Consider the following 25,821-nt stretch of genomic DNA (forward strand, 5'->3'; position numbering starts at 1 on the left):
GTCCCGGCCGCCGCCGGCCGCCCCTCCGCCTGGGCCCGCTGGGCCGCCTCGACGGCCCGCACCGCCTCGTCGAGCGCGCCGGCCAGCCCGGGGTCGGTGACCTGGGTCCCCGCCGCGCCCACCGCCTCGCGGGCCCGCGCGACCGCCGCGGAGGCCTCGGCGAGGCGGCGGGGGGCGAGGGTCCGGGCGCCGCGGGCGACCCCGAGGGGCCGCTCGAACTGCTGCTTGAAGCGGCGGACCGCCGGCAGCACGTCCCGCAGCGCCGCGGCCGCCTGGTCCAGCTCCACCCGCGCCTGGTGAGCCCGCGCGGGGTCGTCGAGGAAGGCGGGATCGTGGTTGGAAAGCGCGGACAGATAGTGTCCAATGACCGCATCTGTGCGGAAGGAGAGGTCACGCCAGTTCTGCACGAGCGGGTCGGGGGCGGGTGAGTGGTGCGCGGCACCTCGGGCGCTCCCGGCGTCCTCGTGGGTAGCAACGTCCACGGACAGTCCGCTGAGCTCGGCGTCGAGTTCCAGCATGGCCGCCGCGGCGGCCTCGCGGGCCTGCTGCGCATCCCGGAGGGCGTCCTGCAGGGCGGCATCGCGGCCGCGACGCCACCAGCGGGACGCGGGACCCCCCGTCTGCCCGCTCATGCCGCCCGTCCACCCTCCATCCCCCGTGAGGTGCCGACCGGCGCCCCGTGCGCCGATGCCTACCACGTCGGACCGCCGGCCGGTCGGACCGGTGGCCCGTCCGACCCGGTGTGCTGAGGAGCACGACCGGCTCCGGAACGGCCGTCCGGCCCCGTTCGTCAGAGACGTCGGCGACCGCACCCTGCGGGCGCCCCAGGAAGGGAACCCATGCTCCGCTACTTCGGCTTCTCGGTCGGCCTGACCGTTGCAGCCCTCGTCACCGCCGTCGTCTTCGGTGGTCCGGCTGCCCTGCTCGCCGTCGCGGTGCTCGGCGTCCTCGAGGTGTGCCTCTCCTTCGACAACGCCGTCGTCAACGCCAAGGTGCTCCGCCGGATGAGCCCGCTGTGGCGCAAGCTCTTCCTCTACGTCGGCATCTTCATCGCGGTCTTCGGCATGCGGCTGCTCCTGCCGATCGTGCTGGTCTCGATCACCGCGGGGCTCTCGATCGCGGAGGTGTGGGACCTCGCGCTCAGCGACCAGGAGGCCTACGCCAGCAACGTGGAGGCCGCCGCCGAGGCGATCTACACCTTCGGCGGGATCTTCCTGCTGATGATCTTCCTGAACTTCCTCTTCGACGAGGAGCGGGACATCCACTGGCTGGCCTGGCTCGAGCGCCCGCTGGCGAAGGCCGGCGTCCTGCCCTACCTGGCGATCGTCATCGCGCTGGCCGTCATCTACACCGGCTCGCAGATCGCCGACGACGACAAGTACGCCACCGTCCTCGCCGCCGGCCTCGCCGGCCTGTTCACCTACCTGCTCATCGGCGGTCTCAACGAGGTCATGGAGCAGCGGGACGAGGACGAGGACGACGAGCCGGACGTGATGCCCGACGGCCGCTCCACCCGCAAGGCGACCAAGGACGGCGTCAGCACCGGCGCGAAGGCCGTCGCCGGCGCCGGCGCCGCGGCGTTCCTCTACCTCGAGGTGCTCGACGCGTCGTTCTCCTTCGACGGCGTCATCGGCGCGTTCGCGATCAGCAGCGACATCCTGATCATCGCGCTGGGCCTGGGCATCGGGGCCTTCTGGGTGCGGTCGCTGACCATCTACATGGTCGACAAGGGCACCCTCGAGCAGTACCGCTACCTGGAGCACGGCGCGATGTGGGCGATCGGCGTCCTGGCCGCGATCATGATCCTCGAGCTGCGCTGGCACATCAGCGAGTACGTGACCGGCCTGTCCGGCCTCGGGTTCATCATCGCCGCCGTCATCAGCAGCGTGGTCGTGCAGCGGCGGGAGCACGCCCGGCTCGCCGCCCGCGGGGAGGCCCCCGAGGAGGTCGGCGCCGGGCGGCGCTGACCGCGTCCCCGACGACCCCCGGTGGCCCCCGTCCCCGACGATCAGGGGGCTCCCCGTTCCGGCTCCTCCCTCCCACCGGCTGGGGAGGGAGGAGCCGGGACGACCAGGAACCTGGTCATCGGACGGCGCGGGGCCTGTCGCCGTCCGGGCCGGGGCCGTTACCGTCCGGCGCCGAACCCGCTCGTGCTCTCCAGGAAGGACCCCGTGGCCCAGCTCATCGCCGACAAGCGCGTGCTCCGCGCCGACCTGCACGGTGACCGGATCCGCGCCGCCAGCGGCTCGATGGTCGCCTTCGAGGGCGACATCGAGTTCAAGAACGCGGGCATGGGCGGCGGTGGCGGGATGCGCGCCGCGCTCAAGCGGGCGGTCGCCGGCGAGAGCCTCTCGCTGATGGACTGCACCGGGTCCGGCCGCGCGTACCTGGCGAAGGACGCGATGGACGTGCTCGTCGTCGACCTCGGCGGGGACACGCTCACCGCCGAGAGCGAGCACATCCTCGCCCACACCGACGGGCTCCGGCTCGACGTCCAGTTCGCCGGGCTGCGCGGCATGACCAGCGGCCAGGGGCTGGCGACGACCACGGTGACCGGCTCGGGCCAGGTGGCCCTGGTGTCGAAGGGCCCGGTGATGGCCCTGGAGGTCGCGCCCGGGCAGGACCTCACCGTCGACCCCGACGCCTACGTGGGCTCGCGGGGTCAGTTGCAGATGAACCTCGTGTCCGGGGTGTCGTGGAAGGCGCTGGTGGGGGAGGGCTCCGGGGAGCCCTTCTCGCTGCGGTTCTCCGGGCACGGCCTGGTCCTCGTCCAGTCCTCGGAGGGCTGAGCGGTGCCGTTCGAGTCGGTCAACAGCAAGGTCGTGCGCGCCCGGGTCAGCCCGCAGGCGCCGGTGCTCGCCCGGCGCGGGGCCATGCTCGGCTACTCCGGCCGGATCTCCTTCCGTCCGGTGCGCGGGCAGGGCCGGGGGGTCGGCGGGTTCGTCGGCGCCGCGCTGTCCGGGGAGTCCAACCCGATGATGGCCACCGAGGGGCAGGGCGAGGTGCTGTACGGCTACAAGGGCCTGCACACCACCGTCCTCGACCTCGACGGCAGCGCGCCGCTGGTCTGCGAGGCCGACCGGCTGCTCGCCCACGACGCGACCCTGCAGACCAGCGTGCAGTTCCTCGGCTCCGGCGGGCTGCGGCAGGCGGTCAGCGGGGCGATGACGGGCCAGGGGTTGTTCACCACGAACGTGCACGGCCGCGGGGCGGTGGCGCTGCTGTCGCACGGCGGCGCCTTTCCGCTGCAGCTCAACGGGACGACGGTCGGCGTCGACCCGCAGGCCTACGTCGGCCACGTCGGCCAGGTGAAGGTCGACCTCGCCGCCAAGGTGGGGCTGCGCGACGTCGTCGGCCGGGGCTCGGGCGAGGCGTTCCAGCTGCGGCTCTCCGGCTCCGGGACCGTGTACGTGCAGGCCAGCGAGACGAAGTTCTGAGGAGCGCGACGTGCCATCCACCTGGAACGCGGCGACCCTGCCGGTCGACGACAACGTCAACCCCTACGTCTTCTGCGTCGCCCTCTCCGGCGAGTGGTTCATGAGCAAGGGCGCGATGCTCGCCTACTACGGCGACGTCCGCTTCGAGGCGGTCACCGCCTACTCCTCGGTGCAGGGGTGGGTGGCGGCGCGGTTCTCCAGCCCGGTGTACGTGCAGGACTGGGTGGTCGCCACCGGCTCCGGCAGGGTGCTCCTGGGCGACCGCGGCTTCGACCTCAACGCCTACGACCTCGACGACGGCAACCTGACGATCAAGGCTGGCAACCTGCTGGCCTTCGACCCGCGGCTGGAGCTCAAGCAGTCGATCGTGCCCGGCTTCGTGACCCTGCTCGGGACCGGCAAGTTCATCGCCTCGTCCAACGGGCCGGTGATCTTCGTCGAGCCGCCGTTCCGCGCCGACCCCGACGCGCTGCTCGGCTGGGCCGACTGCCCGTCGCCCTCGGTGCACCACGACACCGAGTGGATGGCGGCCTCGATGGCCGGCATGGTGCAGGGCCTCATGGGCCGCGTCTCCGGCGAGGAGCGGCAGTACGACTTCACCGGCCAGGGCACGGTCCTGCTGCAGTCCTCCGAGATCGCCCGCGAGGACCCGGCGGTGCTGCGGCTGATCGAGTCCCAGACCCAGCTGCTCACCAACAGCCAGGCGGGCAGCCTCGGCCAGCGCCTGGTCGCGCGGGCGCAGCAGCAGTCCTGAGACACGGGTAGCCGGCGCCGCCGGGGGGAAGGGACGCGGAGGGCCGGTGGTCGCCGGCGCCCGACGGCGGGAGGTCCCCTCGTGAACGTCCCCGTCTGGGTGTGGGCCGCCACGGTCGCCCTGATCCTGGCCATGCTCGCCGTGGACCTCGTCCTGCACGTGCGCACCCCGCACGCCCCGGGGCTGCGGGAGTCGGCGGCCTGGTCGGCCGCCTACGTGGGGGTGGCGCTGCTGTTCGGCGTCGGCGTGCTCGTGGTCGCCGGGCCCACCTTCGGCGGGGAGTACTTCGCCGGGTACGTGACCGAGAAGAGCCTGTCGGTCGACAACCTCTTCGTCTTCGTCCTCATCATGGGCAGCTTCGCGGTGCCCAAGGAGCTGCAGCCCAAGGTGCTGCTGTACGGCATCGTGTTCGCCCTGGTCCTGCGGACGGCGTTCATCCTCGTCGGCGCCGCGGTGATCGAGACCTTCAGCTGGGTCTTCTACCTCTTCGGTGCCTTCCTGCTCTGGACGGCGGTGAACCAGGCCCGGGAGGCCGCCCGCGGGGAGCGGGAGGAGTACGAGGAGAACGTGCTGCTGCGGGCCGCCCGGCGGGTGCTGCCCACGACCGAGGGCTACGAGGGCGACCGGCTGACGGTGCGGCAGGGCGGCCGGCGCCTGGTGACGCCGCTCGTGATCGCCCTGGTGGCGATCGGCAGCGCCGACATCCTGTTCGCCGTCGACTCGATCCCCGCCGTCTTCGGGCTGACGAAGGAGACCTACCTGGTCTTCACCGTCAACGCCTTCTCGCTGCTGGGCCTCCGGCAGCTGTACTTCCTGCTCGGCGGCCTGCTCGACCGGCTGGTCCACCTCGGCTACGGGCTGGCGGTGATCCTCGGGCTGATCGGCGTCAAGCTCGTCATCGAGGCGCTGCACAGCAACGAGCTGCCGTTCGTCAACGGCGGCGAGCCGGTCACCGCCGTTCCGCTCATCCCGACCTGGCTGTCGCTGGTGGTCATCCTGGTCACCCTGCTGGTCACCACCGTCACCAGCCTGCGCTCGAGCCGCGGGACCGCCGCCCGCACCTCCGGCTGAGCCGTTCCGGGCCCCGGTCCGCGCTCGGCTAGCGTCGGCGGCGTGCGCCCCGACGACCTCGCCCTGCTGCGGACGCCGGGGGTCCCGGCCGTCTCGCCGGACGGCCGGATCGCGGTGGTGGCGGTCGGCCGCCCGGACCTGGACGGCGACGCCGAGCGCAGCCAGCTGTGGGCGGTGCCCACCGACGGGTCGGCTCCGGCCCGGCCGCTGACCGCCGGCGTGCGGGACACCGCGCCGGCGTTCTCCCCGGACGGCCGCTGGCTGGCCTACCTGGGCGCCGCGCCCGGCGAGCCGGCCCAGGTGCACCTGCTGCCCACCGCGGGCGGAGCGCCGCGGCGGCTGACCGACGCCCCGCTCGGCACGGACGCGCCGGTGTGGGCGCCGGACTCCCGGCGGCTGGCCTACACCGCGCGCGTCCCGTCGGCGGACCCGTCCGGGCTGCGGGTCGTCACCACCCTGAGCCACCGCCGGGACGGGGTCGGCTACCTCGCCGACCGCCCGAGTGCGGTGTTCGTCCTCGACCTCCCGCCCGACGGGGCGGACGACGCCGCGCCGCTCCCGCGGCCGGTGCAGCTCACCGACGGGGTCGGGGACGACACCGACGTCGCGTGGCGCCCGGACGGCGCGGAGCTGGCGTTCGTGTCGGCGCGGCACCGGCGCGCCGACCGGGACCTGGTCCGCGACGTCTACGCCGTGCCCGCGACGGGCGGGACGCCGCGCCGGGTGACCGACGGCCGGGGGCGCTGCTCGCGGCCGGCCTACGGCCCCGACGGCGCGGAGCTGTACTGCACCGCCCGGCCCGACCTCGGTCCCGACGGCCTGGACGTGGTCGGCCGCGGCGCCACGCTGTGCCGCGTGCCGGCCGCCGGCGGCGCGCTGGAGGCGCTGCTCGACCCTGCCGGCACCGACCGCGGCGACGAGACGCCGGCGACCGTGCTGGCCGGCGGCGCGGCCCTCCTCGGCGTGCGCCGGCGGGGGGCGGTCGAGCTGCTGCGGGTGCCGCTGGACGGTCGGCCGGCGGAGGCGCTGGTCGACGGGCCGTTCACCGTGCGCGGGGTCGCCGCGGGCGGCGGGGTCGTCGTCGCCACGGTCGCGCACGACCGGTCGGCCGGCGAGCTGATCGCCATCACCCCGGGCCGGCGCCGGCTGCTCACCGGCTTCGGCCGCGCCCTCGGCGCCACGGGGCGGCTGCGCCGGATGGCCGAGCGCACCGTGCCGGCCCCCGACGGCCACCCCGTGCACGGCTGGGTCACCGTGCCGGACGCGCCGGGGCCGCACCCCGTCGTGCTCGCGCTCGCCGCCGGGCCGCAGCGGCAGACCGGGTGGGCCCTGGACGAGGACACCCAGGTCCTCGTGTCGGCCGGCTACGCCGTGGTGCAGTGCAACCCGCGGGGGTCCGCCGGCTACGGGGAGGAGCACGGCCGCGCGGTCCGCGGCGCCTGGGGGGACCGCGACGGCGCCGACGTCCTCGCCTTCCTGGACGCGGCGCTCGAGGACCCCGCGCTCGACGCCGACCGGGTCGGGATCGCGGGCACCGCGGGCGGCGGCTCGCTGGCCGCGCTGCTCCTCGGCCGGACGACGCGCTTCGCCGCGGCCGTCGTCGAGCGGGCGCTCACCGACCCGGTCGGCTTCGCCGGCTCCTCGGACGTCGGCTGGTGGTTCGTCGACCAGCACCTGGGCACCGATCCCGACCGGCTGGCCGCCCAGAGCCCGCTCGCGCACGCCGGCGGCATCACGACGCCCACGCTGGTCGTCGCGGCGGAGGACGACTGGCGCTGCCCGGTCGAGCAGTCGCTGCGGCTCTACACGTCGCTCAAGCGCCGCGGCGTGCCGTCCGAGCTGCTGCTCTTCCCCGGCGGGCGCCGGGGCATGGCCCGCCCGCGGTCCCGGCTGGCGCGGCTGCAGCACCTGCTGCGCTGGTGGGCGCGCTGGCTGCCGCCGGGGCCTCCACCGGACGAGCCGGCCGCGGAGGTCGTGGCGGACGACTCCCCGGCGGTGGACGGGGAGGGCCGGCCGCCGCTCGCCGTGCGGGCGACCCGGCTGGGCTGACCCCGAGGTACGGGAAGCTCCACCCGCGTCAGGGCCCGCCTGACGCAGGCATGGCTTCCATCACCGCGCGGGGCCGGGAGTGCGGCGGGCTCTAGGGTCGGGGCCAGTCCAGCGCCCGGCCGCCAGGCGCCGGGGCGATCCGAGGAGGTCCGATGGTCGACTACACGAAGCGCCCGAAGCCGCCGGCGGCCCAGCCGCCGGCCACCCCGCCCGCGCCGTCCGCCACCCCGCCGGCCGCCACCCCGCCGGCCGCCACCCCGCCGGCCGCTGCGGCGCCCCCGTCGGTGTCGCTCAGCAAGGTGACGCTGACCAAGAGCGCCCCGTCGGTGTCGCTGACCAAGACCGCCGGCACCACCGGCCTGCTGCGGGTGAACCTCAACTGGAACGCCCGCCCGGCCGGCCAGCCCGGCGGCGGCTTCCTCAAGCGGCTGGCCGGCGCGGCCTCGGGCGCGATCGACCTGGACCTCGGCTGCCTCTACGAGTACGCGGACGGGTCGAAGGGCGTCATCCAGGCGCTGGGCAACGCCTTCCGCGGCCAGCACACCCTCCCCGACGGCGGGCTGGTGGCCTGGCTGGACGGCGACGACCGGTCCGGGCGCAGCAGCGGCGGGGAGAACCTGATCGTCGACCTCCAGCACACCGCGCACATCCGCCGGATCGTCGTCTTCGCCTTCATCTACGAGGGAACGCCGAACTGGGGCGCCGCCGACGCCGTGGTCACGCTCATCCCGGCGGCCGGGCCGCAGATCGAGGTGCGCCTGGACGAGCACGATCCCCGGGCCCGGATGTGTGCGATCGCGCTGCTGGAGAACCAAGGCGGGCAGCTCGTCGTCCACCGCGAGGTGCGCTACGTCCACGGCGGTCAGGACGTGCTGGACCGCGAGTACGGCTGGGGCATGGACTGGGCACGCGGCCGCAAGTGACCGGCCGCCGGCCGTGCCGCCGCTGACGCCGCGGGCGCTCGGCCGGGCGACCCTCGCCCGGCAGCTGCTGCTGGAGCGGGTGGCCCGGCCGGTGCTCGGCGTCGTCGGGGACCTGGTCGGCCTGCAGGCGCAGGTGCCGCGGGTGCCGCACCTGGCGCTGTGGGACCGGGTGGCCGGCTACGACCCGGCGGAGCTCGACGCCCTCATGACGTCCCGGCAGGTGGTCCGGACGCCGCTGATGCGGACGACCATCCACACCGTTCCCGCCGACGACGCCCTGGCCCTCCGCCCGCTGCTGCAGCCGGTGCTCGACCGCACGTTCGCGAGCACCGCGTGGGGCCAGCGGCTGCGCGGACAGGACGTCGGCGCGGTCGTGGCCGAGGCGGCCGGCCTGCTGGGCGAGCGGCCGATGGGCCGGGCGGAGCTGCAGCGCGAGCTCGCCCGCCGCCATCCCGGTCTGGACGCCGAGGCGGTGGCCTCCTGCGTGTCCTACTCGGTGCCGTGGGTGCAGCCGACCCCGCGCGGGCTGTGGGCGGCGAGCCGGGCGGCGGTCATGACGACCGTCGACGCCTGGCTGGGCGGCCGCGCCGTCCCGCCGGCCACCCCGGAGGACCTGCTGGTGCGGTACCTGCGGGCGTTCGGCCCGGCCACCGTCCGGGACGCCCAGGTGTGGTGCGGGCTGACCCGGCTGCGCGAGGCCGCCGACCGCCTCGGGTCCCGGCTGCGGCGGCTGCCCACCACCGACGGCGGCGAGGTGCTCGACGTGCCCGACGGGCCGCTGCCCGACCCGGACACCCCGGCGCCGGTGCGGTTCCTCGCCGAGTACGACAACGTGACGCTGTCCCACGCCGACCGCTCGCGGGTGGTGGCCGACGCCGACCACGTGCCCCTGCCGGGCGGCCCGGGTGGCTGGACCGGGTCGGTCCTGGTCGACGGGCGGGTGTAGGCCATGTGGGCGGTCCGCCGGGACGGGGTGCTCACCGTGCGGCCGTCCCTGCCGCTGCCGGCGGCCGCCTGCGCCGAGGTCGAGGAGGAGGGTGCCCGGCTGCTGGGCTTCCTCGCCCCCGGCCGGGACCCCGCGCTCCGGTGGGCGCCGGAGTGACCCGCCCCGGCGTCCGGGAGAGGACGCCGGGGCCTCCGGTCACTGGCCGGCCGGGGTCCGGTTGCCGGTGAGCGCCGCGTGCAGGCGCTCGACGTACCGGTCGGCCAGGTTCGTGCGGGTGTCCGGGCCGGCCGGGGCCGGCGGCGCGAGCACCCACAGGGCGAGGTAGGCGACCAGGCCGATCCCGGAGAAGGCGAGGACCAGGAAGCCGACCCGCCAGATCAGCGCGTCGATGCCGCTGTACTCGGCCAGCCCGCCGCAGACCCCGCCCAGCATCTTGTCGGTGCCGCTGCGGCGCAGCTGCGGGCGGGCCGGGAGCTGCGGCCAGGTCGGGGAGCCGGTGGAGGGAGCTGCGTTCGTCATGGACAGAGCCTCGCGAGCGGGAGCGCCCCGGACCATCCGGGAACGCCCGGACCAGTCCCTGGTCCTGCGCCTCCGGGGGATCCCCGGCTCAGCCGGCCTCGGCCCGCCCGCGGGTGGAGTCGGCGACGAAGTCGCGCAGCACCGGGTAGACCTCGCTCTCCCAGCGCGACCCGCTGAACACGCCGTAGTGCCCGACCCCCGGCTGCAGGTGGTGCCGCTTGCGCTCGTCGGGGATGCCGGTGCACAGCGCGTGCGCGGCCTCCGTCTGACCGGGGGAGCAGATGTCGTCGCGGGCGCCCTCGACGGTCAGCAGCGCGGTCCGCCGGATCGCGCCCGGGTCGACGTGCTGCCCCCGCCAGGTGAACCGGCCGGTGGCCAGGTGGTGCTCCTGGAAGATCCGCCCGACCGTCTCCAGGTAGAACTCGGCGGGTACGTCCATCACCGCGCCGTACTCGTCGTAGAAGGCCTGGGTGGCCGCGGCCCGGTCGGCGTTGCCGGCCACGAGGTCGCGGTACAGCTGCAGGTGGGCGCCCCAGTGCCGCCGCGGGTTCATGGACATGAACGCGGTCAGCTGGACGACGCCGGGGTAGACCCGCCGCCCGGCCCCCGGGTACCACGGCGGGACCGAGGTGATCAGCCGGCGCTCGTAGGCCGACAGCGGGCGCTTCTCCGCGGCGGCGTTGATCCGGTTGGGGTTGACCCGCGTGTCGACCGGCCCGGCCATGAGCGTCACGCTGTCGGGCTGGGCGTCGTCGTCCGCGGCGGCCAGCAGGGCGACCGCGGCCAGCACCGGGACGGCGGGCTGGCAGACGGCCACGACGTGGGCGCCCGGCCCGAGCCGGCGCAGCGCCTCCACCACGTGCTCGATGTACTCGTCGAGGCCGAAGCGGCCGTGCTCGACGGGGACGTCGCGCGCGTTGTGCCAGTCCAGGACGGAGACGTCGTGGTCGGCCAGCAGCGTGCGGATGGTCGGCCGGATCAGGGTCGTGAAGTGCCCGGACATCGGCCCCACGACGAGCACCGGCGGGTGGCCGGTCACCGCCTCCTTGCGGAAGTGCAGCAGCGTGGCGAACGGCGTGGAGGCCAGCGGCTCCTCGGTCACCGATACCGGCCGGCCACCGACGACGACGGTGTCGATCCCGTACGCCGGGCGGTCGTGGGTCGGCCGGGCCTTGGCGACGATGTCGCAGGCCGCCCGCAGGTGCCGCACCCCCGCCGCGCCACCCAGCCGGGGCGGCAGCGCGGACAGCGCGCGGGCGGTGAGCCCGGACGCCGCCACGACGGGCGCGCCGGCCCGGCGGTTGACCTCGTACGCGGTGTAGAGCATCGGGACCTGCCTGTCTGCGAGGAGCGGCGTGACCGGCGTCACGCCCATCGGGACGTTAACCGCCGTTCGCCCCCGGCGCGCGACGGGCGGGGGTCGCGTCGTCCCACCCGTACCGCCCGCCCCGCCGGTGCTGGCAGGGTGGGGGGACCGAGCCGAGGAGGACCGTGTGGTGCAGCGCCGGGTGCCCCGCTGGGACGAGCTGCGCGAACTGGTCCGGCCGCGCCGGCTGCCCGGGGACGCGACCGATCGGCGCCTGGCCGCGGCAGTCACCGTGGGGGACCTGCGGGCGATCGCCCGCCGACGGGTGCCCCGGGCGGTGTTCGACTACACCGACGGCGCGGCCGGGGCGGAGATCAGCCTCCGGCGCTCCCGCGAGGCCTTCGCCCGCCTCGAGTTCCGGCCGAGCGTGCTGCGCGACGTCTCCGTCGTCGACCCGTCGACGACCGTGCTCGGCCGCCCCTCGGCCCTGCCGCTGGTGTTCGCGCCCACCGGCTTCACCCGGCTGATGCACACCGAGGGCGAGGTCGCGGTCGGCCGGGTGGCCGAGCGGGTCGGGATCCCGCACGCGCTGTCCACCATGGGGACGACCACGATCGAGGCGCTCGCCGCCGCGGCGCCCGGCGCCCGCCGGTGGTTCCAGCTGTACCTGTGGCGTGACCGGGAGGCGAGCGAGGCCCTCGTCGAGCGTGCCGCCGCGGCCGGCTACGAGGCGCTGGTGCTGACCGTCGACACCCCGGTCGCCGGGCCGCGGCTGCGCGACGTCCGCCACGGCTTCACCATCCCGCCCACCCTGACCCTGCGGACGATGGCCAACGCCGCCGTCCACCCGCGCTGGTGGGTCGACCTGCTCACCACCGAGCCGCTGGAGTTCGCCTCGCTGCGCTCGTGGGGCGGCACCGTCGCGGAGCTGGCCGACCGGGTCTTCGAGCCGGCCGCGACGCTGGCCGACGTCGCGGACCTGCGCCGCCGGTGGTCCGGCGCGCTGGTGGTCAAGGGCGTGCAGACCGCGGACGACGCCCGGGCGGTGGTGGACGCCGGCGCGGACGCGGTCGTCGTCTCCAACCACGGCGGCCGGCAGCTGGACCGCGCGCCCACGCCGCTGGAGGAGCTGCCTGCCGTGGTGGCGGCGGTGGGGGACCGGGCCGAGGTCTACCTGGACGGCGGCATCCTCGACGGCGCCGACGTCGTCGCCGCCGTCGCGCTGGGCGCCCGCGCGTGCCTGGTCGGACGGGCCTACCTGTTCGGGCTCATGGCCGGCGGCGAGCGCGGCGTGCAGCGGGCCACCGACATCCTGACCCGCGAGATCACCCGGACGCTGCAGCTGCTCGGCGTCCCCTCGGTCGCCGAGCTGACCCCGGACCGGGTGCGTTTGCGCGACGTTGCACGCCCGTTGCCGAGCTGACCAGCGGCTTCCTAGGGTGCGTCATGGACGTCGTCGAGGTCGTGCCCACGTTCGAGCAGTACGCGTTCACCTTCGGCGGGGTCGCCCCGCTGCGCCGGATCGCCCCGGGCACGGCGCTGCGGGTGTGGTCCGACGACGCCTTCTGCGGCCGGCTGCAGAAGGCCACCGACCTGTCGACCGAGAAGGTCGACCTGCGCTTCGTGAACCCGCAGACCGGCCCGTTCTTCGTCGAGGGCGCCGAGCCCGGCGACACCCTGGCGCTGCACTTCGTGGCGATGGAGCCGGCCCGGGACTGGGGCGCGTCGGCGGCGATCCCGTTCTTCGGCGGCCTGACCAGCACCGACCGGACGGCCACCCTCCAGGACCCGCTGCCGGACACCACCTGGATCTACGAGCTGGACCGCGCGGCCAACACCGTCACCTTCGCCGCGCGGCACACCGACCTGCAGGTCGCCCTGCCGGTCGAGCCGATGCTCGGCACGGTCGGCGTCGCCCCGCCCGGCGGGGAGGTCCGCAGCTCGCTGGTGCCCGAGCGGTTCGGCGGCAACATGGACACCCCGCAGATGCGGCCGGGGACGACCTGCTTCCTCGGGGTCAACGTGGAGGGGGCGCTGTTCTCGGTCGGCGACGGGCACTACCGGCAGGGCGAGGGCGAGGCCTGCGGCACCGCCGTCGAGGGCGCGATGACCACCACCCTGATCGTCGAGCTGGTCAAGGGGGGCGCCCCGGCCTGGCCCCGGCTCGAGGACGACACCCACTGGATGACCGTCGGCTCCAGCCGGCCGCTGGAGGACGCCTGGCGGATCGGCCAGGTGGAGCTGGTGCGCTGGTTCGGCGAGCTGTACGGGCTGCACCCGATGGACGCCTACCAGCTGCTGTCCCAGCTCACCGAGGTGCCGATCGCCAACGTCGTCGACGCCAACTACAGCGCCGTGGTGAAGGCCCGCAAGTCCCTCGTCCCGCCGGCCACGGCCTACGGCGGGCTGCACGACGACCTGCGCCGCCGCGCGGCGACCCTGCTCTGACCCCAGGAGGAACCACGTGGACCTGCAGCTGACCGGCTCCCGCGTGCTCGTCACCGGTGGCACCCGCGGTATCGGCCGCGCGATCGTCGAGGCCTTCGTCGACGAGGGCGCCGTCGTCGAGTTCTGCGCCCGCGACGCCGGCGAGATCGAGGAGACCGAGAAGGGGCTCGCCGCGCGCGCCGGCCGGGCGAGCGGCGTCCGGCTCGACGTCCGGGACGGGCCGGCGCTGACCGGCTGGGTGGAGGAGGCCGCCGGCCGGCTCGGCGGGCTGGACGCCGTCGTCGCCAACGTCAGCGCCATCGCCGTCCCGGACACCGAGGAGAACTGGTACACGTCCTTCGAGGTCGACCTCATGCACACGGTGCGGTTGGTCCGGAGCGCGCTGCCGCACCTGGAGGCGAGCGGCCGGGGCTCGATCGTCGCCATCTCGAGCGTCTCCGGCCGGGAGGCGGACTTCGCCTCGGGCCCCTACGGGACGATGAAGACCGCGCTCGTCGGCTACCTCAGCGGACTCGCCCTGCAGCTGGCTCCGCGCGGGGTCCGCGCCAACGTGGTCTCGCCGGGCAACACCTACTTCGAGAACGGTTTCTGGCAGGGCGCGGAGACGGGCAGCCCCGATCTCTTCACGATGGCCCTCGGCCTCAACCCCACCGGCCGGATGGGGACGCCGGAGGAGATGGCCAAGGCCGTCGTCTTCCTGTCCAGCCCGGTCTCCAGCTTCACGACCGGCACCAACCTCGTGGTGGACGGCGCACTGACGCGCGGCATCCAGCTCTGAGAGGGTGCCTCATGGCACTCATCTACCCCGTCCAGGCCGACTCGCCCGAGCCGGAGGACGGCACCCTGCCCGACTTCGCCGAGCTGGCCGCCGACCTCTCCGACAACTGGCTGGTCGAGGTGGCGGTCAGCGACGACGGGGACGATGCGTGCTTCGGTCCGCTCACCGCCCGCGCGGCCTGGGACCTCGCGCTCGGCATGGACGACCGCCGGCCGGGGTGGACGGTGTCGATCGTGCCGCTGCACGTGGCCGGCACCGTCGACGAGCTGATCGCCCTGTTCGAGGACGGCGAGGAGGAGTAGCGCGCCGACGGGCCCGACACGGAGCGTCCCGCCGGGCGGCGGGCAGGGCCCTGCGACCCTGGCGCGCCTCCGGGACCCGAGAAGCGTCGCCGGTGCCCCGGAAGCACCGACCGTGCCGGAGGCGCTGACACGGGGCTCCTGCGTCCTCCCCGGTTCGGGACTTCCACCGACTCCCGATCCAGAGGTGGGCCCGACGATGACCGCAGTCGCACAACAGGCCGGCAGTGCCATCCGCCCGTTCCGCGTGGAGGTCCCGGAGGAGGCGCTCACCGACCTGCGCCGCCGCCTCGCCGCCACCCGCTGGCCCTCCCGGGAGCTCGTCGCCGACCGGTCCCAGGGCGTGCAGCTGGCGACGATGGAGGCGCTGTGCCGCTACTGGGCGACCGAGCACGACTGGCGCCGGTGCGAGGCGCGGCTGAACGCCCTGCCGCAGTTCGTGGCCGAGATCGACGGGGTCGACGTCCACTTCCTCCACGTGCGGTCGCCGCATCCGGACGCGATGCCGCTGATCACGACCCACGGCTGGCCGGGCTCGGTCGTCGAGCTGCTGGACTCCATCGGCCCGCTGACCGATCCGCCCGCGCACGGCGGACGCGCCGAGGACGCGTTCGACCTCGTGCTCCCCTCCCTGCCCGGCTACGGGTTCTCGAGCGAGCCGGCCGAGCTCGGCTGGGACGTCGGTCGGGTCGCGCGGGCCTGGGCCGAGCTGATGCGCCGCCTCGGCTACCCCCGCTACGTCGCCCAGGGCGGCGACGTCGGCGCCGCGGTCACCGACGCCATGGGCCGGATGGCACCCGAGGGGCTGCTCGGGATCCACATCAACCTGCTCGTGACCGCGCTGGGCGGCCCGCAGCTCCCGACGGACACCGAGGAGGAACGCGCGGCGGCCGCCGCGATCGCGACGTTCCAGGCGAGCGGCTTCGGCTACTTCCTCGAGATGGCCACGCGGCCGCAGACGATCGGCTACGCGCTGCTGGACTCGCCCGTCGCCCTGGCGGCCTGGCTCCTCGACCACGACACCGACAGCTACGAGAAGATCGCCGGCGCGTTCGTCCACGGGCAGCCGGCGGGCAACCTCACCCGGGACCAGATCGTCGACAACGCCACGCTGTACTGGCTCACCGGCACCGGGGCCTCGGCGGCCCGGTCGTACTGGGAGGACTTCGGGGTCGCCGCGGTCCAGGCCCGGGCGGGGCGGACGCCTCCGGAGGTCGCGGTCCCCGTCGGCTTCACCACGTTCCCCGGCGAGATCTGGCGGACGCCGCGCAGCTGGGCCGAGCAGTCCTACCCCACCCTCGGCTACTTCAACGAGGTCGACCGGGGCGGCCACTTCGCCGCGTGGGAGGAACCCGAGCTGTTCGCCACCGAGATCCGCGCGGCGTTCCGCCCGCTGCGCTCGCCGCAGATCCCCGGACCCCGCGGCTGACCGCTGTCCCGCGGCGCCGGGGGCACGGGGTGTCCCTGGCGCCCGCGGGGGCCGCTACCAGCCGCGCTCGCGCCACCCCCCGAGGTGCGGGCGCTCGGCGCCGATCGTCGTGTCCTTGCCGTGCCCGGGATAGACCCAGGTGTCGTCGGGGAGCGCGCCGAACAGCCGCTGCTCCACGTCGTCGATGAGGCGGGCGAACCGCTCCGGGTCCTGCTGGGTGTTGCCGACCCCGCCCGGGAACAGCGAGTCGCCGGTGAAGACGTGGGTGCCGGCGTCCTCCGGGCCGCGCCACACCAGCGCGATGCTGCCCGGCGTGTGCCCGCGCAGGTGCACCACCTCGAGGGTCTGCCGGCCGACGGTCACCGTGTCGCCGTGCTCGACCGGCCGCTGGACCGGGACGGGCAGGTCGCCGGCGTCCGCGGGATGGGCCACGGTCGTCGCCCCGGTGGCCGCCACGACCTCGGGCAGGGCCCGGTGGTGGTCCCAGTGCCCGTGGGTGGTGACGACGGTGCGCACGTCCGCGTCCCCGATGAGCGCGCGCAGCGTCTCCGGCTCCGCGGCCGCGTCGACGAGCAGCGCCTCGCCGGTCTCGGTGTCCCGCAGGAGGTAGGCGTTGTTGGCCATCTCGCTCACCGCGACCTTGCTGATGGTGAGGCCCGGCAGCTGCCGGACGTCGGCGGGCCCGCCGACCTCGACGTCGCCGGTGTAGGTCCCCGAGGTCATCTCCGGACTCCGTTCGAGAAGTGTCGGCGACCGCGGTTACGGTCCAGGCATGGACGCTAGCGGAGGTCTGCCGGTCGGTGCCGGGGGCGGGACGGTGGTGGGCCTGCCCGCCACGGAGCTGGCCGCCCGGGTGCGATCCGGGGAGCTCTCCGCCGTCGACGTGGTCCGCGCGCACCTGGCCCACCTCGACGAGGTCGAGCCCCGCATCGGCGCCTTCCGGGTCGTCCGGCGGGCGGCCGCGCTCGCCGAGGCCGCCGCGGTCGACGCCGCGCCGGACCGCGGCTCCCTGCCCCTGGCCGGTGTGCCCATCGCGGTGAAGGACAACGTCCCGGTCGCGGGGGAGACCTGCACCGAGGGCTCCCCGGCCTGCCCCTCGGCCCCCGCGGCGGAGGACCACCCCGTCGTGGCCCGGGCGCGCGCGGCCGGGGCGGTGGTCGTCGGCATCACCCGGATGCCCGAGCTCGGCCTCTACGCCTCCACCGACGTGCAGGGCGCCGTCTGCCGGAACCCCTGGGACACCGCCCGGTCCCCGGCCGGCAGCTCCGGGGGCAGTGCCGCGGCGGTCGCCTCGGGCAGCGTCCCGCTCGCCCTCGGCAACGACGGGATGGGCTCGCTGCGGCTGCCGGCCGCCGCGTGCGGGCTGGTCACCCTCAAGCCCGGGCGGGGCGTCGTCCCCACGCTGGCGGGCGACTGGTTCGGCATGGTGGAGAACGGCGCCCTGGCCACCACCGTCGCCGACCTCGCCCTCGCGCACGCCGTGCTGGCCGGCCTAGCGCCCGAGCCCCCCGCCGACCCCGGCCGGCCGCTGCGGATCGCGGTCTCCACGCGGGCCCTGGTGCCCGGCGTCCCCACCGACGGCCCGGCGAAGGCGGCGGTCGACGCCGTCGCCGGGCTGCTCGCCGCCGCCGGGCACACGGTGGTCCGGCGGCCGCTGGTCGTGCCGCCCGGAGCGGCGGCCGGCGCCCTCGCGCGCTGGATGGCCGGCGCCGACGAGGCCGCCGACGCCCTGGCCGTCGACCGGCAGGCGCTGCAGCCGCGCAGCCGGACGCACGCGCGGATCGGCCGGCTGGTGCGGCGCGCGGGGCTGGTGCGGCCGGCCACCGCCGAGCGGTTCCGCGAGCGGATGACCGCGTTCTTCGAGGACGTCGACCTCCTGCTCACCCCGATCACCACGGGCCCGCCGCTGCCGGCCCGGCCGTGGCACGAGCGGTCGTTCGCCGCCAACATCGCGGCCAACGCGCGGTGGGCACCGTGGGCGCCGCCGTGGAACCTGGCCGGCCTCCCGGCGCTCGTCCTGCCGGCCGGCACCCGCCCCGAGGGGCACCCGCTGGCGGTCCAGCTCGCCGGTCCGCCGGGTGCCGAGACACGACTACTCTGGATCGCCGGAGAGCTGGAGCGGCGGCAGCCGTGGCGCCGGTACGCGCCGGTCTTCGACCCCACCGAACCCGCGGTCGCGGCACCCGGCTGACCTGCCCCGTCCCGGCACGGGTGGTTGACCGGCATCACGCCGGCCGCGGCCCCGCCGGGGGAACAGGCACACAGCGCGACGGCTTGTCTCCGTAGGGACATCGGCACCGGGTACCGACGGCGCCGCGCACACCGCAATCCACGCTCCAGCGACCGACAGGGATCACATGGACCGCCTCGTCGTCCGCGGCGCCCGCGAGCACAACCTCAAGGACGTCCACCTCGACCTGCCCCGCGACGCGATGATCGTGTTCACGGGCCTCTCCGGCTCCGGCAAGTCCAGCCTGGCCTTCGACACGATCTTCGCCGAGGGCCAGCGCCGGTACGTGGAGTCGCTGTCGGCCTACGCTCGGCAGTTCCTGGGCCAGATGGACAAGCCCGACGTCGACTTCATCGAGGGGCTGAGCCCCGCGGTCTCCATCGACCAGAAGTCGACCAACCGCAACCCCCGGTCGACCGTCGGCACCATCACCGAGGTCTACGACTACCTCCGGCTGCTCTACGCGCGCGCCGGCCAGCCGCACTGCCCCAACTGCGGCAAGCCGATCTCCCGGCAGACGCCGCAGCAGATCGTCGACCAGGTGCTCGACATGGAGGAGGGCACCCGCTTCCAGGTCCTCGCCCCCGTCGTCCGGGCCCGCAAGGGCGAGTACGTCGACCTGTTCAGCTCCCTGCAGACCCAGGGCTTCTCCCGCGTCCGCGTCGACGGCACCGTGCACCCGCTGACCGAGCCGCCGAAGCTCAAGAAGCAGGAGAAGCACACCATCGAGGTCATCATCGACCGGCTCACCGTCAAGGACAGCGCCAAGCGACGGCTGACCGACTCGGTGGAGACCGCCCTCGGGCTGGCCGGGGGGCTCGTCGTCCTCGACTTCGTCGACCTGCCGGAGGGCGACCCGTACCGCGAGCGGACCTTCTCCGAGCACCTCGCCTGCGTCGACGACGGCCTGTCCTTCGAGGCCCTCGAGCCCCGGTCGTTCTCGTTCAACTCCCCGTTCGGCGCCTGTCCCGAGTGCACCGGCATCGGCACCCGCAAGGAGGTCGACCCGGAGCTGGTCGTCCCCGACCCGGAGAAGAGCCTGGCCGAGGGCGCGATCGCGCCGTGGTCGACGTCGATGAGCAACGAGTACTTCACCCGGCTGCTCACCGGCCTGTCCCAGCAGCTCGGCTTCTCCATGGACGAGCCGTGGGAGCGGCTGCCGGCCAAGGTCCAGAAGGCGGTCCTGCACGGCTCGCCGGACCAGGTGCACGTCCGCTACAAGAACCGCTACGGCCGCGAGCGCAGCTACTACGCCGCCTTCGAGGGCGTGCTGCCGTTCCTCGAGCGCCGGCACGACGACACCGACAGCGACTACATGCGGGACAAGTACGAGGGCTACATGCGCGACGTGCCGTGCCCCGTCTGTCACGGCACCCGGCTCAAGCCGGAGATCCTCGCCGTCAAGCTCAGCGGCCGCTCGATCGCCGAGGTCACCAACCTCTCCATCGGCGAGGCCTCGGAGTGGCTCGGCGCGCTGGAGCTGGGGGAGCGGGAGCGGGCGATCGCCGACCGGGTGCTGCGGGAGATCCAGGCCCGGCTGTCGTTCCTCGTGGACGTCGGTCTCGACTACCTCTCCCTCGACCGCCCGGCGGCCACCCTCGCCGGCGGGGAGGCGCAGCGGATCCGGCTGGCCACCCAGATCGGGTCCGGGCTGGTCGGCGTCCTGTACGTGCTCGACGAGCCCTCCATCGGGCTGCACCAGCGGGACAACACCCGGCTGATCGAGACCCTCGTCCGGCTGCGCGACATGGGGAACACGCTCATCGTCGTCGAGCACGACGAGGACACCATCAAGACCGCCGACTGGGTCGTCGACATCGGCCCGGGCGCCGGCGAGCACGGCGGCGAGGTGGTGGTCAGCGGCACCGTCGAGGACCTGCTGGCCAGCGAGCGCTCGCTGACCGGCCAGTACCTCTCCGGCCGCAAGCAGATCGCCATCCCGCAGGTGCGCCGCCAGCTGACGCCCGGGCGGGAGCTGGTCGTCAAGGGGGCCCGCGAGCACAACCTCAAGGGCGTCGACGTGACGTTCCCGCTCGGCTGCCTGGTCGCGGTCACCGGCGTCTCGGGGTCGGGCAAGTCCAGCCTGGTCAACGACATCCTCTACACGACCCTGGCCAACGAGCTGAACCGGGCGCGGCTGGTGCCCGGCCGGCACCGGACCATCACCGGCCTCGACCAGCTCGACAAGGTCGTGCACGTCGACCAGTCGCCGATCGGCCGCACCCCGCGGTCGAACCCCGCCACCTACACCGGGGTGTGGGACCACGTCCGCAAGCTGTTCGCCAGCACCACCGAGGCGAAGGTCCGCGGCTACCTGCCCGGGCGGTTCTCCTTCAACGTCAAGGGCGGCCGCTGCGAGGCGTGCTCCGGCGACGGCACGCTGAAGATCGAGATGAACTTCCTGCCGGACGTCTACGTGCCGTGCGAGGTGTGCAAGGGCGCCCGGTTCAACCGGGAGACCCTCGAGGTGCACTACAAGGGCAGGACCGTCGCCGAGGTCCTCGACATGCCGATCGAGGAGGCCGCGGACTTCTTCGCGGCCATCCCGGCCATCGCCCGGTACCTGCGGACGCTCACCGACGTCGGCCTCGGCTACGTGCGGCTGGGCCAGCCGGCGACCACCCTCTCCGGCGGTGAGGCGCAGCGCGTGAAGCTGGCCAGCGAGCTGCAGAAGCGCAGCAACGGCCGCAGCATCTACGTGCTCGACGAGCCGACCACCGGCCTGCACTTCGAGGACATCCGCAAGCTGCTGATGGTCCTGCAGGGGCTGGTCGACAAGGGCAACTCGGTCGTGGTGATCGAGCACAACCTCGACGTCATCAAGAGCGCCGACTGGCTCATCGACATGGGCCCGGAGGGCGGGTTCCGCGGCGGCACGGTGGTCGCCGAGGGGCCGCCGGAGTTCGTTGCCGGCGTCCCCGAGAGCCACACCGGCCGGTACCTGGCGCGGATCCTCGACCCGCAGGCCGTCGCCGCGGCCGCCGCGCCCCGCAAGCGGCCGCGCAAGAAGGCCAGCTGACCGCCGCCGGAGCCGCCCCCGCCCGGGGCGGCTCCGGCCGCTGGGCCCCCCGCGGGCGTCCTGCCCTCGCTAGGGTGGTGTGACCGTCGTCACGTCCGGCGAGAGGTGGGCACCGTGCTCTCCCGCAGGTCCTTCCTCGCCGGCCTCGTCGCCGCGCCCGCCCTCGGCGCGCTGGGCGCCTGCGCGGGCACCGTCGTCCAGCCCGGCGACCTGTCCCGGCTGCGGATCATGGCGCCGGCCAGCCCCGGCGGCGGGTGGGACACCACCGCCCGGGTCATGCAGCGGGTCATCCAGAGCAGCGGCCTGGCCCGCAACGTGCAGGTGTTCAACGTCGAGGGCGCCGGTGGGGTGATCGGCCTGGGCCAGCTCGGCCGGGAGGACGACGACGCGCTGCTCATGATGATGGGGCTGGTCATGGTCGGCGCCGTCGACACCAACGACTCGTCCACCCGGCTCACCGACGTCACGCCCATCGCCCGGCTGATCGGCGAGACCGAGCTGATCGTCGCCCCGGCCGATGCGCCGTTCGACGACATCGCCGGCCTGGTCGAGGTCTGGGCGGCCGACCCGGCCGGCACGCCGATCGCCGGCGGCTCGGCCGGCGGCACCGACCAGATCCTCGCCGGCCTGCTCGCCGTGGCCGCCGGCATCGACCCCGCGCAGATCAACTACATCCCGTACTCCGGCGGGGGCGAGTCGCTGTCGGCGCTGCTCGGCGGCCAGGTCACGGCCGGCATCTCCGGCACCGCCGACTACGGGCCGCAGGTCGCCTCCGGCGACCTCAAGGGGCTGGCGGTCTCCACGGCTGAGCGCAACGACCAGGTCCCCGACGTCCCCACGCTGATCGAGTCGGGGTTCGACGTCGAGGTGTCGAACTGGCGCGGCGTGATGGCCCGCCCCGACATGAGCGACTCCGCGCGCGAGGACCTCATCGAGCTGGTCGTCGACACCCACGACAGCGACGAGTGGGCCGAGGCGCTGGAGAACAACGGCTGGGACGACCTGCTGCTCACCGGGGACGACTACGGCGAGTTCCTCGCCGCGGAGGAGACGCGGGTGCGCGAGATCCTGGTGCAGATCGGCCTGGTGCAGTGAGCGCGCGGGAGTCGGCGCCCGCCCCGGCCGGCGGCGACGAGCCACCTCCCGCGACGCCCGCGCCGGAGCAGACCGGTCGGAGCAACGGCGAGCTGGCGATGACCGTCCTGCTGGGCGCGCTCGGCATCTACCTCGTCGTGGACGCCGGGAGCATCGCCGTCCCCGGGTCGGCCAGCAACGTCGGACCGCGGTTCTTCCCCTACCTCGTCGGCGGCCTGGTCATCGCCACCGCGCTGGCGCTGGGCGTGCGGGTGTTCCGCGGCGACCGCGGGCCGGCCGACGAGAGCGAGGACGTCGACCTGACGGCCGGCACGGACTGGCGCGCGGTCGGCATCATCGCCGTCGCCTTCCTCGCCCACGCCCTGCTCATCAACGTCATCGGCTGGCCGCTGGCGGTCACCCTGATGTTCGGCACGGTCGCCTGGGCGCTCGGTGCCCGGGGCATCGTCCGGCCGCTGCTCGCCGGGGGGATCACCTCGGTCGTCGTCTGGATCGTCTTCGTCAAGGCGCTCGACGTGGCGCTGCCCGGAGGGACGCTCCTCGAGCTGGCGACGGGCTGGTTCTAGATGGACGCGCTCTCCGACCTCGCCGGCGGCTTCGCCGACGCGCTCACCCCGGTCAACCTGCTGTTCGCCTTCGTCGGCGTGCTGCTGGGGACCGCGGTCGGCGTCCTCCCCGGCATCGGCCCGGCCATGACGGTGGCGCTGCTGCTGCCGGTCACCTACGTCCTCGAGCCGACCAGCGCGTTCATCATGTTCGCCGGCATCTACTACGGCGGCATGTACGGCGGGTCGACGACGTCGATCCTGCTGAACACCCCCGGCGAGGCCAGCTCGATCATGACCGCGCTCGAGGGCAACAGGATGGCCAAGGCCGGCCGTGGGGCCGCGGCCCTGGCGACCGCGGCGATCGGCTCCTTCGTGGCGGGCACGATCGCGACCCTGCTGCTGGCCCTGGTGGCGCCCGTCGTCGTCGACCTGGCCATCGGGATCACCGCGGCGGACTACTTCGCGCTCGCCGTGTTCGCCTTCGTCGCGGTGGCCACGGTGCTCGGGGCGTCCCCGCTGCGCGGCCTGGCCTCCCTCGGCATCGGGCTCTACCTGGGCCTGGTGGGCACCGACGTCCTCACCGGCCAGGAGCGGTTCACCCTCGGCGTCCCGCAGCTCAACGACGGCATCGACGTCGTCGTGGTGGCGGTGGCCCTGTTCGCCGTCGGGGAGGCGCTCTACGTCGCCTCCCGCCTGCGGCACGGGCCCGTGCAGGTGATGGCGGCGTCCGGCCGGTACATGACCGGGGAGGACCTCCGCCGCTCCTGGAAGCCGTGGCTGCGCGGCACCGCCCTCGGGTTCCCGTTCGGTGCGCTGCCGGCCGGCGGCGCCGAGATCCCGACGTTCCTCTCCTACGCCGCCGAGCGGCGGCTCACCCGGCACCCGGAGCAGTTCGGCGAGGGCGCGATCGAGGGGGTGGCCGGGCCCGAGGCGGCGAACAACGCCGCGGCCGCCGGCGTCCTGGTGCCCCTGCTCACCCTCGGGCTGCCGACGTCCGCGACGGCCGCCATCCTGCTGGCCGCGTTCCAGGGCTACGGCATCCAGCCGGGGCCGACCCTGCTGACCACCGAGTCCACGCTGGTCTGGACCCTCATCGCGGCGCTGTTCATCGGCAACACGATGCTGCTGGTGCTCAACCTGCCGCTGGCCGCCGTGTGGGTGAAGCTGCTGCGCATCCCGCGGCCCTACCTGTACGCCGGCATCCTGCTGTTCGCCTCGCTCGGGTCCTACGCGGTCAACGCCGACCCGCTCGACCTCGTGCTGCTGCTCCTGCTCGGCGGGCTCGGGTTCGTCATGAGGCGGTACGGCTGGCCGGTGGCGCCGGCGGTCATCGGCCTGATCCTCGGGCCGATCGCCGAGACCAACCTCCGGCGGGCCCTGGCCATCAGCGGCGGGGACCTCGGCGTCCTGGTCGACACCTGGTTCAGCCGGATCGTGCTGCTGCTCTCCTTCCTGGCGCTGGTCGTGCCGATCGTGCTGCGCGTCGTCCGCGGCCGCCGCGCCACCCCCGAGGAGGTGCAGGAGACCGGCGAGCTGCGCCACCGGGACGCGGAACTGGACTCCGAGGGAGGAAGAGGCCGGTGACCGGGGTCGTGGTCGTGGGCGTGGTCCCCAACCCGCGCGGGGAGGCGGCGCTGCAGCACGCCGTGGTGGAGGCACGGCGGCGCGACGCGCGGCTGGTCGTGGTCAACAGCTCGCGGGGGGACGCCCTCGTCGACGAGGAGTACCTGCAGGGCGACCGGCTGCGGCAGCTGCAGGCCGACCTGACCGCGGCGGGGGTGTCCTTCGAGGTGCGCCAGCCGATCGGCCGGGACGTCGCCGAGGAGCTCGCCGCCGCCGTCGAGGAGACCGGCGCCGAGCTGCTCGTCATCGGGCTGCGGCGGCGCTCCGCGGTCGGCAAGCTGCTCATGGGCAGCGCGGCCCAGCGCATCCTGCTGGACGTCGACTGCCCGGTCCTGGCCGTGAAGACCCCACCCCCGGAGGGCACCGGATGACGACGAGGTCCGAGGAGCTGCGGCAGCTGGAGGCGGCCGACGGCGTGCGGCTGGTGTACCGGCGGTGGCTGCCCGAGGGCGCCGTCCGCGGCACCGTTCAGGTGGTGCACGGCGCCTCGGAGCACTCCGGCCGCTACGCCCGGCTGGCCGGCGCGCTGACCGCGCGGGGGATCGCCGTGGCCGCGCTGGACCTGCGCGGTCACGGGCGGACGGCGGAGGCGACCGGCCCGGGCCGGTTCGGACCCGGCGGCGGAGCCGCGCTGACCGCCGACGTCCGGGCCCTGCAGGAGGTGGCGGCGGCCGAGCACCCCGGCGTCCCGCGGGTCCTGCTGGGGCACTCGATGGGCTCGGTCGTCGCGCTGGCGGCCGCCGAGGAGTCCGGTGGCGACCTCGCCGGCCTGGTCCTCACCGGGCCGATCGGCGTCGCGCCGCACCTCGCGGAGTCGGTCGCCGTGCTCGAGGCCTCCGTCGCCGCCGGCGCCGGCGACGCCTCCCTGGACGCCCTCGGCGCCTTCAACCAACCGTTCGAGCCGGCCCGCACGCCCTTCGACTGGCTCTCCCGGGACCCCGCCGAGGTCGACGCCTACCTCGCCGATCCGTACTGCGGCGACCGCATGCCGCTGACCACCGCCTACGCGGCCGGCGTGTTCGGGCTGTCGGTCCGGGCGGCGAGCGAGGAGGGGGTCGCCGCGCTGCCCGCCGGCCTGCCGGTGCTGCTGCTCGCGGGCCGGCGGGACCCGGTGGGCGGGGTGGACGCCGCGCAGGTCACCGCCCTGGCCGGCCTGCTCACCGCCCGCGGCCTGCCGGTGGAGCTGCACGTGTACGAGGACGCCCGGCACGAGGTCCTCAACGAGACCAACCGCGACGAGGTGACCGCGGACCTGCTGACGTGGCTGGACGCCCGGCTGGGCGGCTGACCGCGGGCCGCGTCTTCGCCATCACGGTGTCCGGTGGACCGGGCGGCGGGACCGCTGCG

General features: G+C 74.9%; 25 protein-coding genes. 21 read left to right on the plus strand and 4 right to left on the minus strand.

The genetic code is table 11. The features are described from left to right. On the minus strand, positions 1-632 hold a 632-nt coding region (locus PGN05_RS00005), incomplete at its 3' end, for a hypothetical protein (protein WP_419750056.1). Positions 633-839: 207 nt separating this feature from the next. Here PGN05_RS00005 and PGN05_RS00010 point away from each other — a divergent pair. From PGN05_RS00010 to PGN05_RS00050, 9 genes are all read left to right on the plus strand, one after another. Further along, positions 840-1,967, plus strand: a complete 1,128-nt coding sequence (locus PGN05_RS00010) for a DUF475 domain-containing protein (protein ID WP_419750058.1) — start codon at positions 840-842, stop codon at positions 1,965-1,967. Between the two features lie 204 nt (positions 1,968-2,171). After that, complete coding sequence (locus PGN05_RS00015; RefSeq protein WP_419750060.1) at positions 2,172-2,789, plus strand: AIM24 family protein; 618 nt, start codon at positions 2,172-2,174, stop codon at positions 2,787-2,789. 3 nt (positions 2,790-2,792) lie between these two features. Next, positions 2,793-3,437 carry an AIM24 family protein gene (locus tag PGN05_RS00020; RefSeq protein WP_419750061.1) on the plus strand — a complete coding sequence of 215 codons (645 nt, stop codon included), beginning with the start codon at positions 2,793-2,795 and terminating at the stop codon, positions 3,435-3,437. A gap of 10 nt (positions 3,438-3,447) precedes the next feature. Further along, positions 3,448-4,191 (plus strand): AIM24 family protein, encoded by a 744-nt coding sequence (locus tag PGN05_RS00025; RefSeq protein WP_419750063.1) that lies wholly within the window; start codon positions 3,448-3,450, stop codon positions 4,189-4,191. 81 nt (positions 4,192-4,272) lie between these two features. Then, positions 4,273-5,262, plus strand: a complete 990-nt coding sequence (locus tag PGN05_RS00030) for a TerC family protein (protein ID WP_419750065.1) — start codon at positions 4,273-4,275, stop codon at positions 5,260-5,262. A gap of 42 nt (positions 5,263-5,304) precedes the next feature. Next, a complete protein-coding gene (locus PGN05_RS00035) occupies positions 5,305-7,311 on the plus strand; it encodes a prolyl oligopeptidase family serine peptidase (RefSeq protein ID WP_419750066.1) in 2,007 nt (668 codons plus the stop codon). A 152-nt stretch (positions 7,312-7,463) separates the two neighbouring features. Beyond that, a complete protein-coding gene (locus PGN05_RS00040) occupies positions 7,464-8,234 on the plus strand; it encodes a TerD family protein (protein WP_419750068.1) in 771 nt (256 codons plus the stop codon). Between the two features lie 13 nt (positions 8,235-8,247). Continuing rightward, on the plus strand, positions 8,248-9,180 hold the full coding sequence (locus tag PGN05_RS00045; protein WP_419750070.1) for a winged helix DNA-binding domain-containing protein: 933 nt from the start codon (positions 8,248-8,250) through the stop codon (positions 9,178-9,180). Positions 9,181-9,183: 3 nt separating this feature from the next. Then, positions 9,184-9,336 (plus strand): hypothetical protein, encoded by a 153-nt coding sequence (locus PGN05_RS00050; protein WP_419750072.1) that lies wholly within the window; start codon positions 9,184-9,186, stop codon positions 9,334-9,336. A 39-nt stretch (positions 9,337-9,375) separates the two neighbouring features. Here the strand turns inward: PGN05_RS00050 and PGN05_RS00055 are convergent, their stop codons facing one another. After that, positions 9,376-9,699, minus strand: a complete 324-nt coding sequence (locus PGN05_RS00055; protein ID WP_419750074.1) for a PspC domain-containing protein — start codon at positions 9,697-9,699, stop codon at positions 9,376-9,378. A gap of 88 nt (positions 9,700-9,787) precedes the next feature. Further along, entirely contained in the window at positions 9,788-11,026 is a 1,239-nt protein-coding gene (gene phaZ, locus PGN05_RS00060) for a polyhydroxyalkanoate depolymerase (RefSeq protein WP_419750076.1), read from the minus strand. Between the two features lie 166 nt (positions 11,027-11,192). On the opposite strand from phaZ, the gene PGN05_RS00065 reads away from it, so the two are divergent. The 5 genes from PGN05_RS00065 (at position 11,193) to PGN05_RS00085 (ending at position 15,959) form a co-directional block, all read left to right on the plus strand. Continuing rightward, positions 11,193-12,428, plus strand: a complete 1,236-nt coding sequence (locus PGN05_RS00065; RefSeq protein ID WP_419750078.1) for an alpha-hydroxy acid oxidase — start codon at positions 11,193-11,195, stop codon at positions 12,426-12,428. A 23-nt stretch (positions 12,429-12,451) separates the two neighbouring features. Next, positions 12,452-13,453, plus strand: a complete 1,002-nt coding sequence (locus PGN05_RS00070) for an acetamidase/formamidase family protein (protein WP_419750080.1) — start codon at positions 12,452-12,454, stop codon at positions 13,451-13,453. 16 nt (positions 13,454-13,469) lie between these two features. Continuing rightward, entirely contained in the window at positions 13,470-14,231 is a 762-nt protein-coding gene (locus PGN05_RS00075; protein WP_419750082.1) for an SDR family NAD(P)-dependent oxidoreductase, read from the plus strand. A gap of 11 nt (positions 14,232-14,242) precedes the next feature. Continuing rightward, complete coding sequence (locus PGN05_RS00080) at positions 14,243-14,533, plus strand: hypothetical protein (protein ID WP_419750083.1); 291 nt, start codon at positions 14,243-14,245, stop codon at positions 14,531-14,533. 196 nt (positions 14,534-14,729) lie between these two features. Continuing rightward, positions 14,730-15,959: an epoxide hydrolase family protein gene (locus PGN05_RS00085; RefSeq protein ID WP_419750084.1), complete on the plus strand. Its 1,230-nt coding sequence runs from the start codon at positions 14,730-14,732 to the stop codon at positions 15,957-15,959. Between the two features lie 54 nt (positions 15,960-16,013). Here PGN05_RS00085 and PGN05_RS00090 read toward each other — a convergent pair whose 3' ends face one another. Beyond that, a complete protein-coding gene (locus tag PGN05_RS00090; RefSeq protein WP_419750086.1) occupies positions 16,014-16,682 on the minus strand; it encodes an MBL fold metallo-hydrolase in 669 nt (222 codons plus the stop codon). Positions 16,683-16,731: 49 nt separating this feature from the next. Here PGN05_RS00090 and PGN05_RS00095 point away from each other — a divergent pair, with 49 nt between their 5' ends. The 7 genes from PGN05_RS00095 to PGN05_RS00125 all read left to right on the plus strand — a co-directional run bounded on the left by PGN05_RS00095 (position 16,732) and on the right by PGN05_RS00125 (position 25,762). Continuing rightward, complete coding sequence (locus tag PGN05_RS00095; protein WP_419750088.1) at positions 16,732-18,150, plus strand: amidase; 1,419 nt, start codon at positions 16,732-16,734, stop codon at positions 18,148-18,150. Positions 18,151-18,316: 166 nt separating this feature from the next. After that, positions 18,317-21,208: an excinuclease ABC subunit UvrA gene (uvrA, locus tag PGN05_RS00100; RefSeq protein ID WP_419750090.1), complete on the plus strand. Its 2,892-nt coding sequence runs from the start codon at positions 18,317-18,319 to the stop codon at positions 21,206-21,208. Between the two features lie 114 nt (positions 21,209-21,322). Beyond that, complete coding sequence (locus PGN05_RS00105; protein ID WP_419750092.1) at positions 21,323-22,303, plus strand: Bug family tripartite tricarboxylate transporter substrate binding protein; 981 nt, start codon at positions 21,323-21,325, stop codon at positions 22,301-22,303. Further along, positions 22,300-22,869 (plus strand): tripartite tricarboxylate transporter TctB family protein, encoded by a 570-nt coding sequence (locus tag PGN05_RS00110; protein WP_419750093.1) that lies wholly within the window; start codon positions 22,300-22,302, stop codon positions 22,867-22,869. The genes PGN05_RS00105 and PGN05_RS00110 overlap by 4 nt, the downstream gene beginning before the upstream one ends. After that, positions 22,870-24,435: a tripartite tricarboxylate transporter permease gene (locus PGN05_RS00115; RefSeq protein ID WP_419750094.1), complete on the plus strand. Its 1,566-nt coding sequence runs from the start codon at positions 22,870-22,872 to the stop codon at positions 24,433-24,435. It abuts the gene before it with no gap. After that, complete coding sequence (locus PGN05_RS00120) at positions 24,432-24,845, plus strand: universal stress protein (RefSeq protein WP_419750096.1); 414 nt, start codon at positions 24,432-24,434, stop codon at positions 24,843-24,845. Before PGN05_RS00115 ends, PGN05_RS00120 begins: the two co-directional genes overlap by 4 nt. Next, positions 24,842-25,762, plus strand: coding sequence for an alpha/beta fold hydrolase (locus PGN05_RS00125; RefSeq protein ID WP_419750097.1), 921 nt, complete (start codon positions 24,842-24,844; stop codon positions 25,760-25,762). Before PGN05_RS00120 ends, PGN05_RS00125 begins: the two co-directional genes overlap by 4 nt. The last annotated feature ends 59 nt before the right edge of the window (positions 25,763-25,821 follow it).

This window comes from Geodermatophilus sp. CPCC 206100, assembly GCF_048569675.1.
GTDB lineage: Bacteria > Actinomycetota > Actinomycetes > Mycobacteriales > Geodermatophilaceae > Geodermatophilus.

What these genes read in the sequence shown, in the direction of transcription:
- phaZ (WP_419750076.1), bottom strand. Translation starts at nt 11,026, where the DNA reads ATGCTCTACACCGCGTACGAGGTCAACCGCCGGGCCGGCGCGCCCGTC.
- PGN05_RS00055 (WP_419750074.1), bottom strand. Translation starts at nt 9,699, where the DNA reads ATGACGAACGCAGCTCCCTCCACCGGCTCCCCGACCTGGCCGCAGCTC.
- PGN05_RS00040 (WP_419750068.1), top strand. Translation starts at nt 7,464, where the DNA reads ATGGTCGACTACACGAAGCGCCCGAAGCCGCCGGCGGCCCAGCCGCCG.
- PGN05_RS00095 (WP_419750088.1), top strand. Translation starts at nt 16,732, where the DNA reads ATGGACGCTAGCGGAGGTCTGCCGGTCGGTGCCGGGGGCGGGACGGTG.
- PGN05_RS00115 (WP_419750094.1), top strand. Translation starts at nt 22,870, where the DNA reads ATGGACGCGCTCTCCGACCTCGCCGGCGGCTTCGCCGACGCGCTCACC.
- PGN05_RS00050 (WP_419750072.1), top strand. Translation starts at nt 9,184, where the DNA reads ATGTGGGCGGTCCGCCGGGACGGGGTGCTCACCGTGCGGCCGTCCCTG.
- PGN05_RS00010 (WP_419750058.1), top strand. Translation starts at nt 840, where the DNA reads ATGCTCCGCTACTTCGGCTTCTCGGTCGGCCTGACCGTTGCAGCCCTC.
- PGN05_RS00080 (WP_419750083.1), top strand. Translation starts at nt 14,243, where the DNA reads ATGGCACTCATCTACCCCGTCCAGGCCGACTCGCCCGAGCCGGAGGAC.
- PGN05_RS00090 (WP_419750086.1), bottom strand. Translation starts at nt 16,682, where the DNA reads ATGACCTCGGGGACCTACACCGGCGACGTCGAGGTCGGCGGGCCCGCC.
- uvrA (WP_419750090.1), top strand. Translation starts at nt 18,317, where the DNA reads ATGGACCGCCTCGTCGTCCGCGGCGCCCGCGAGCACAACCTCAAGGAC.
- PGN05_RS00070 (WP_419750080.1), top strand. Translation starts at nt 12,452, where the DNA reads ATGGACGTCGTCGAGGTCGTGCCCACGTTCGAGCAGTACGCGTTCACC.
- PGN05_RS00085 (WP_419750084.1), top strand. Translation starts at nt 14,730, where the DNA reads ATGACCGCAGTCGCACAACAGGCCGGCAGTGCCATCCGCCCGTTCCGC.
- PGN05_RS00125 (WP_419750097.1), top strand. Translation starts at nt 24,842, where the DNA reads ATGACGACGAGGTCCGAGGAGCTGCGGCAGCTGGAGGCGGCCGACGGC.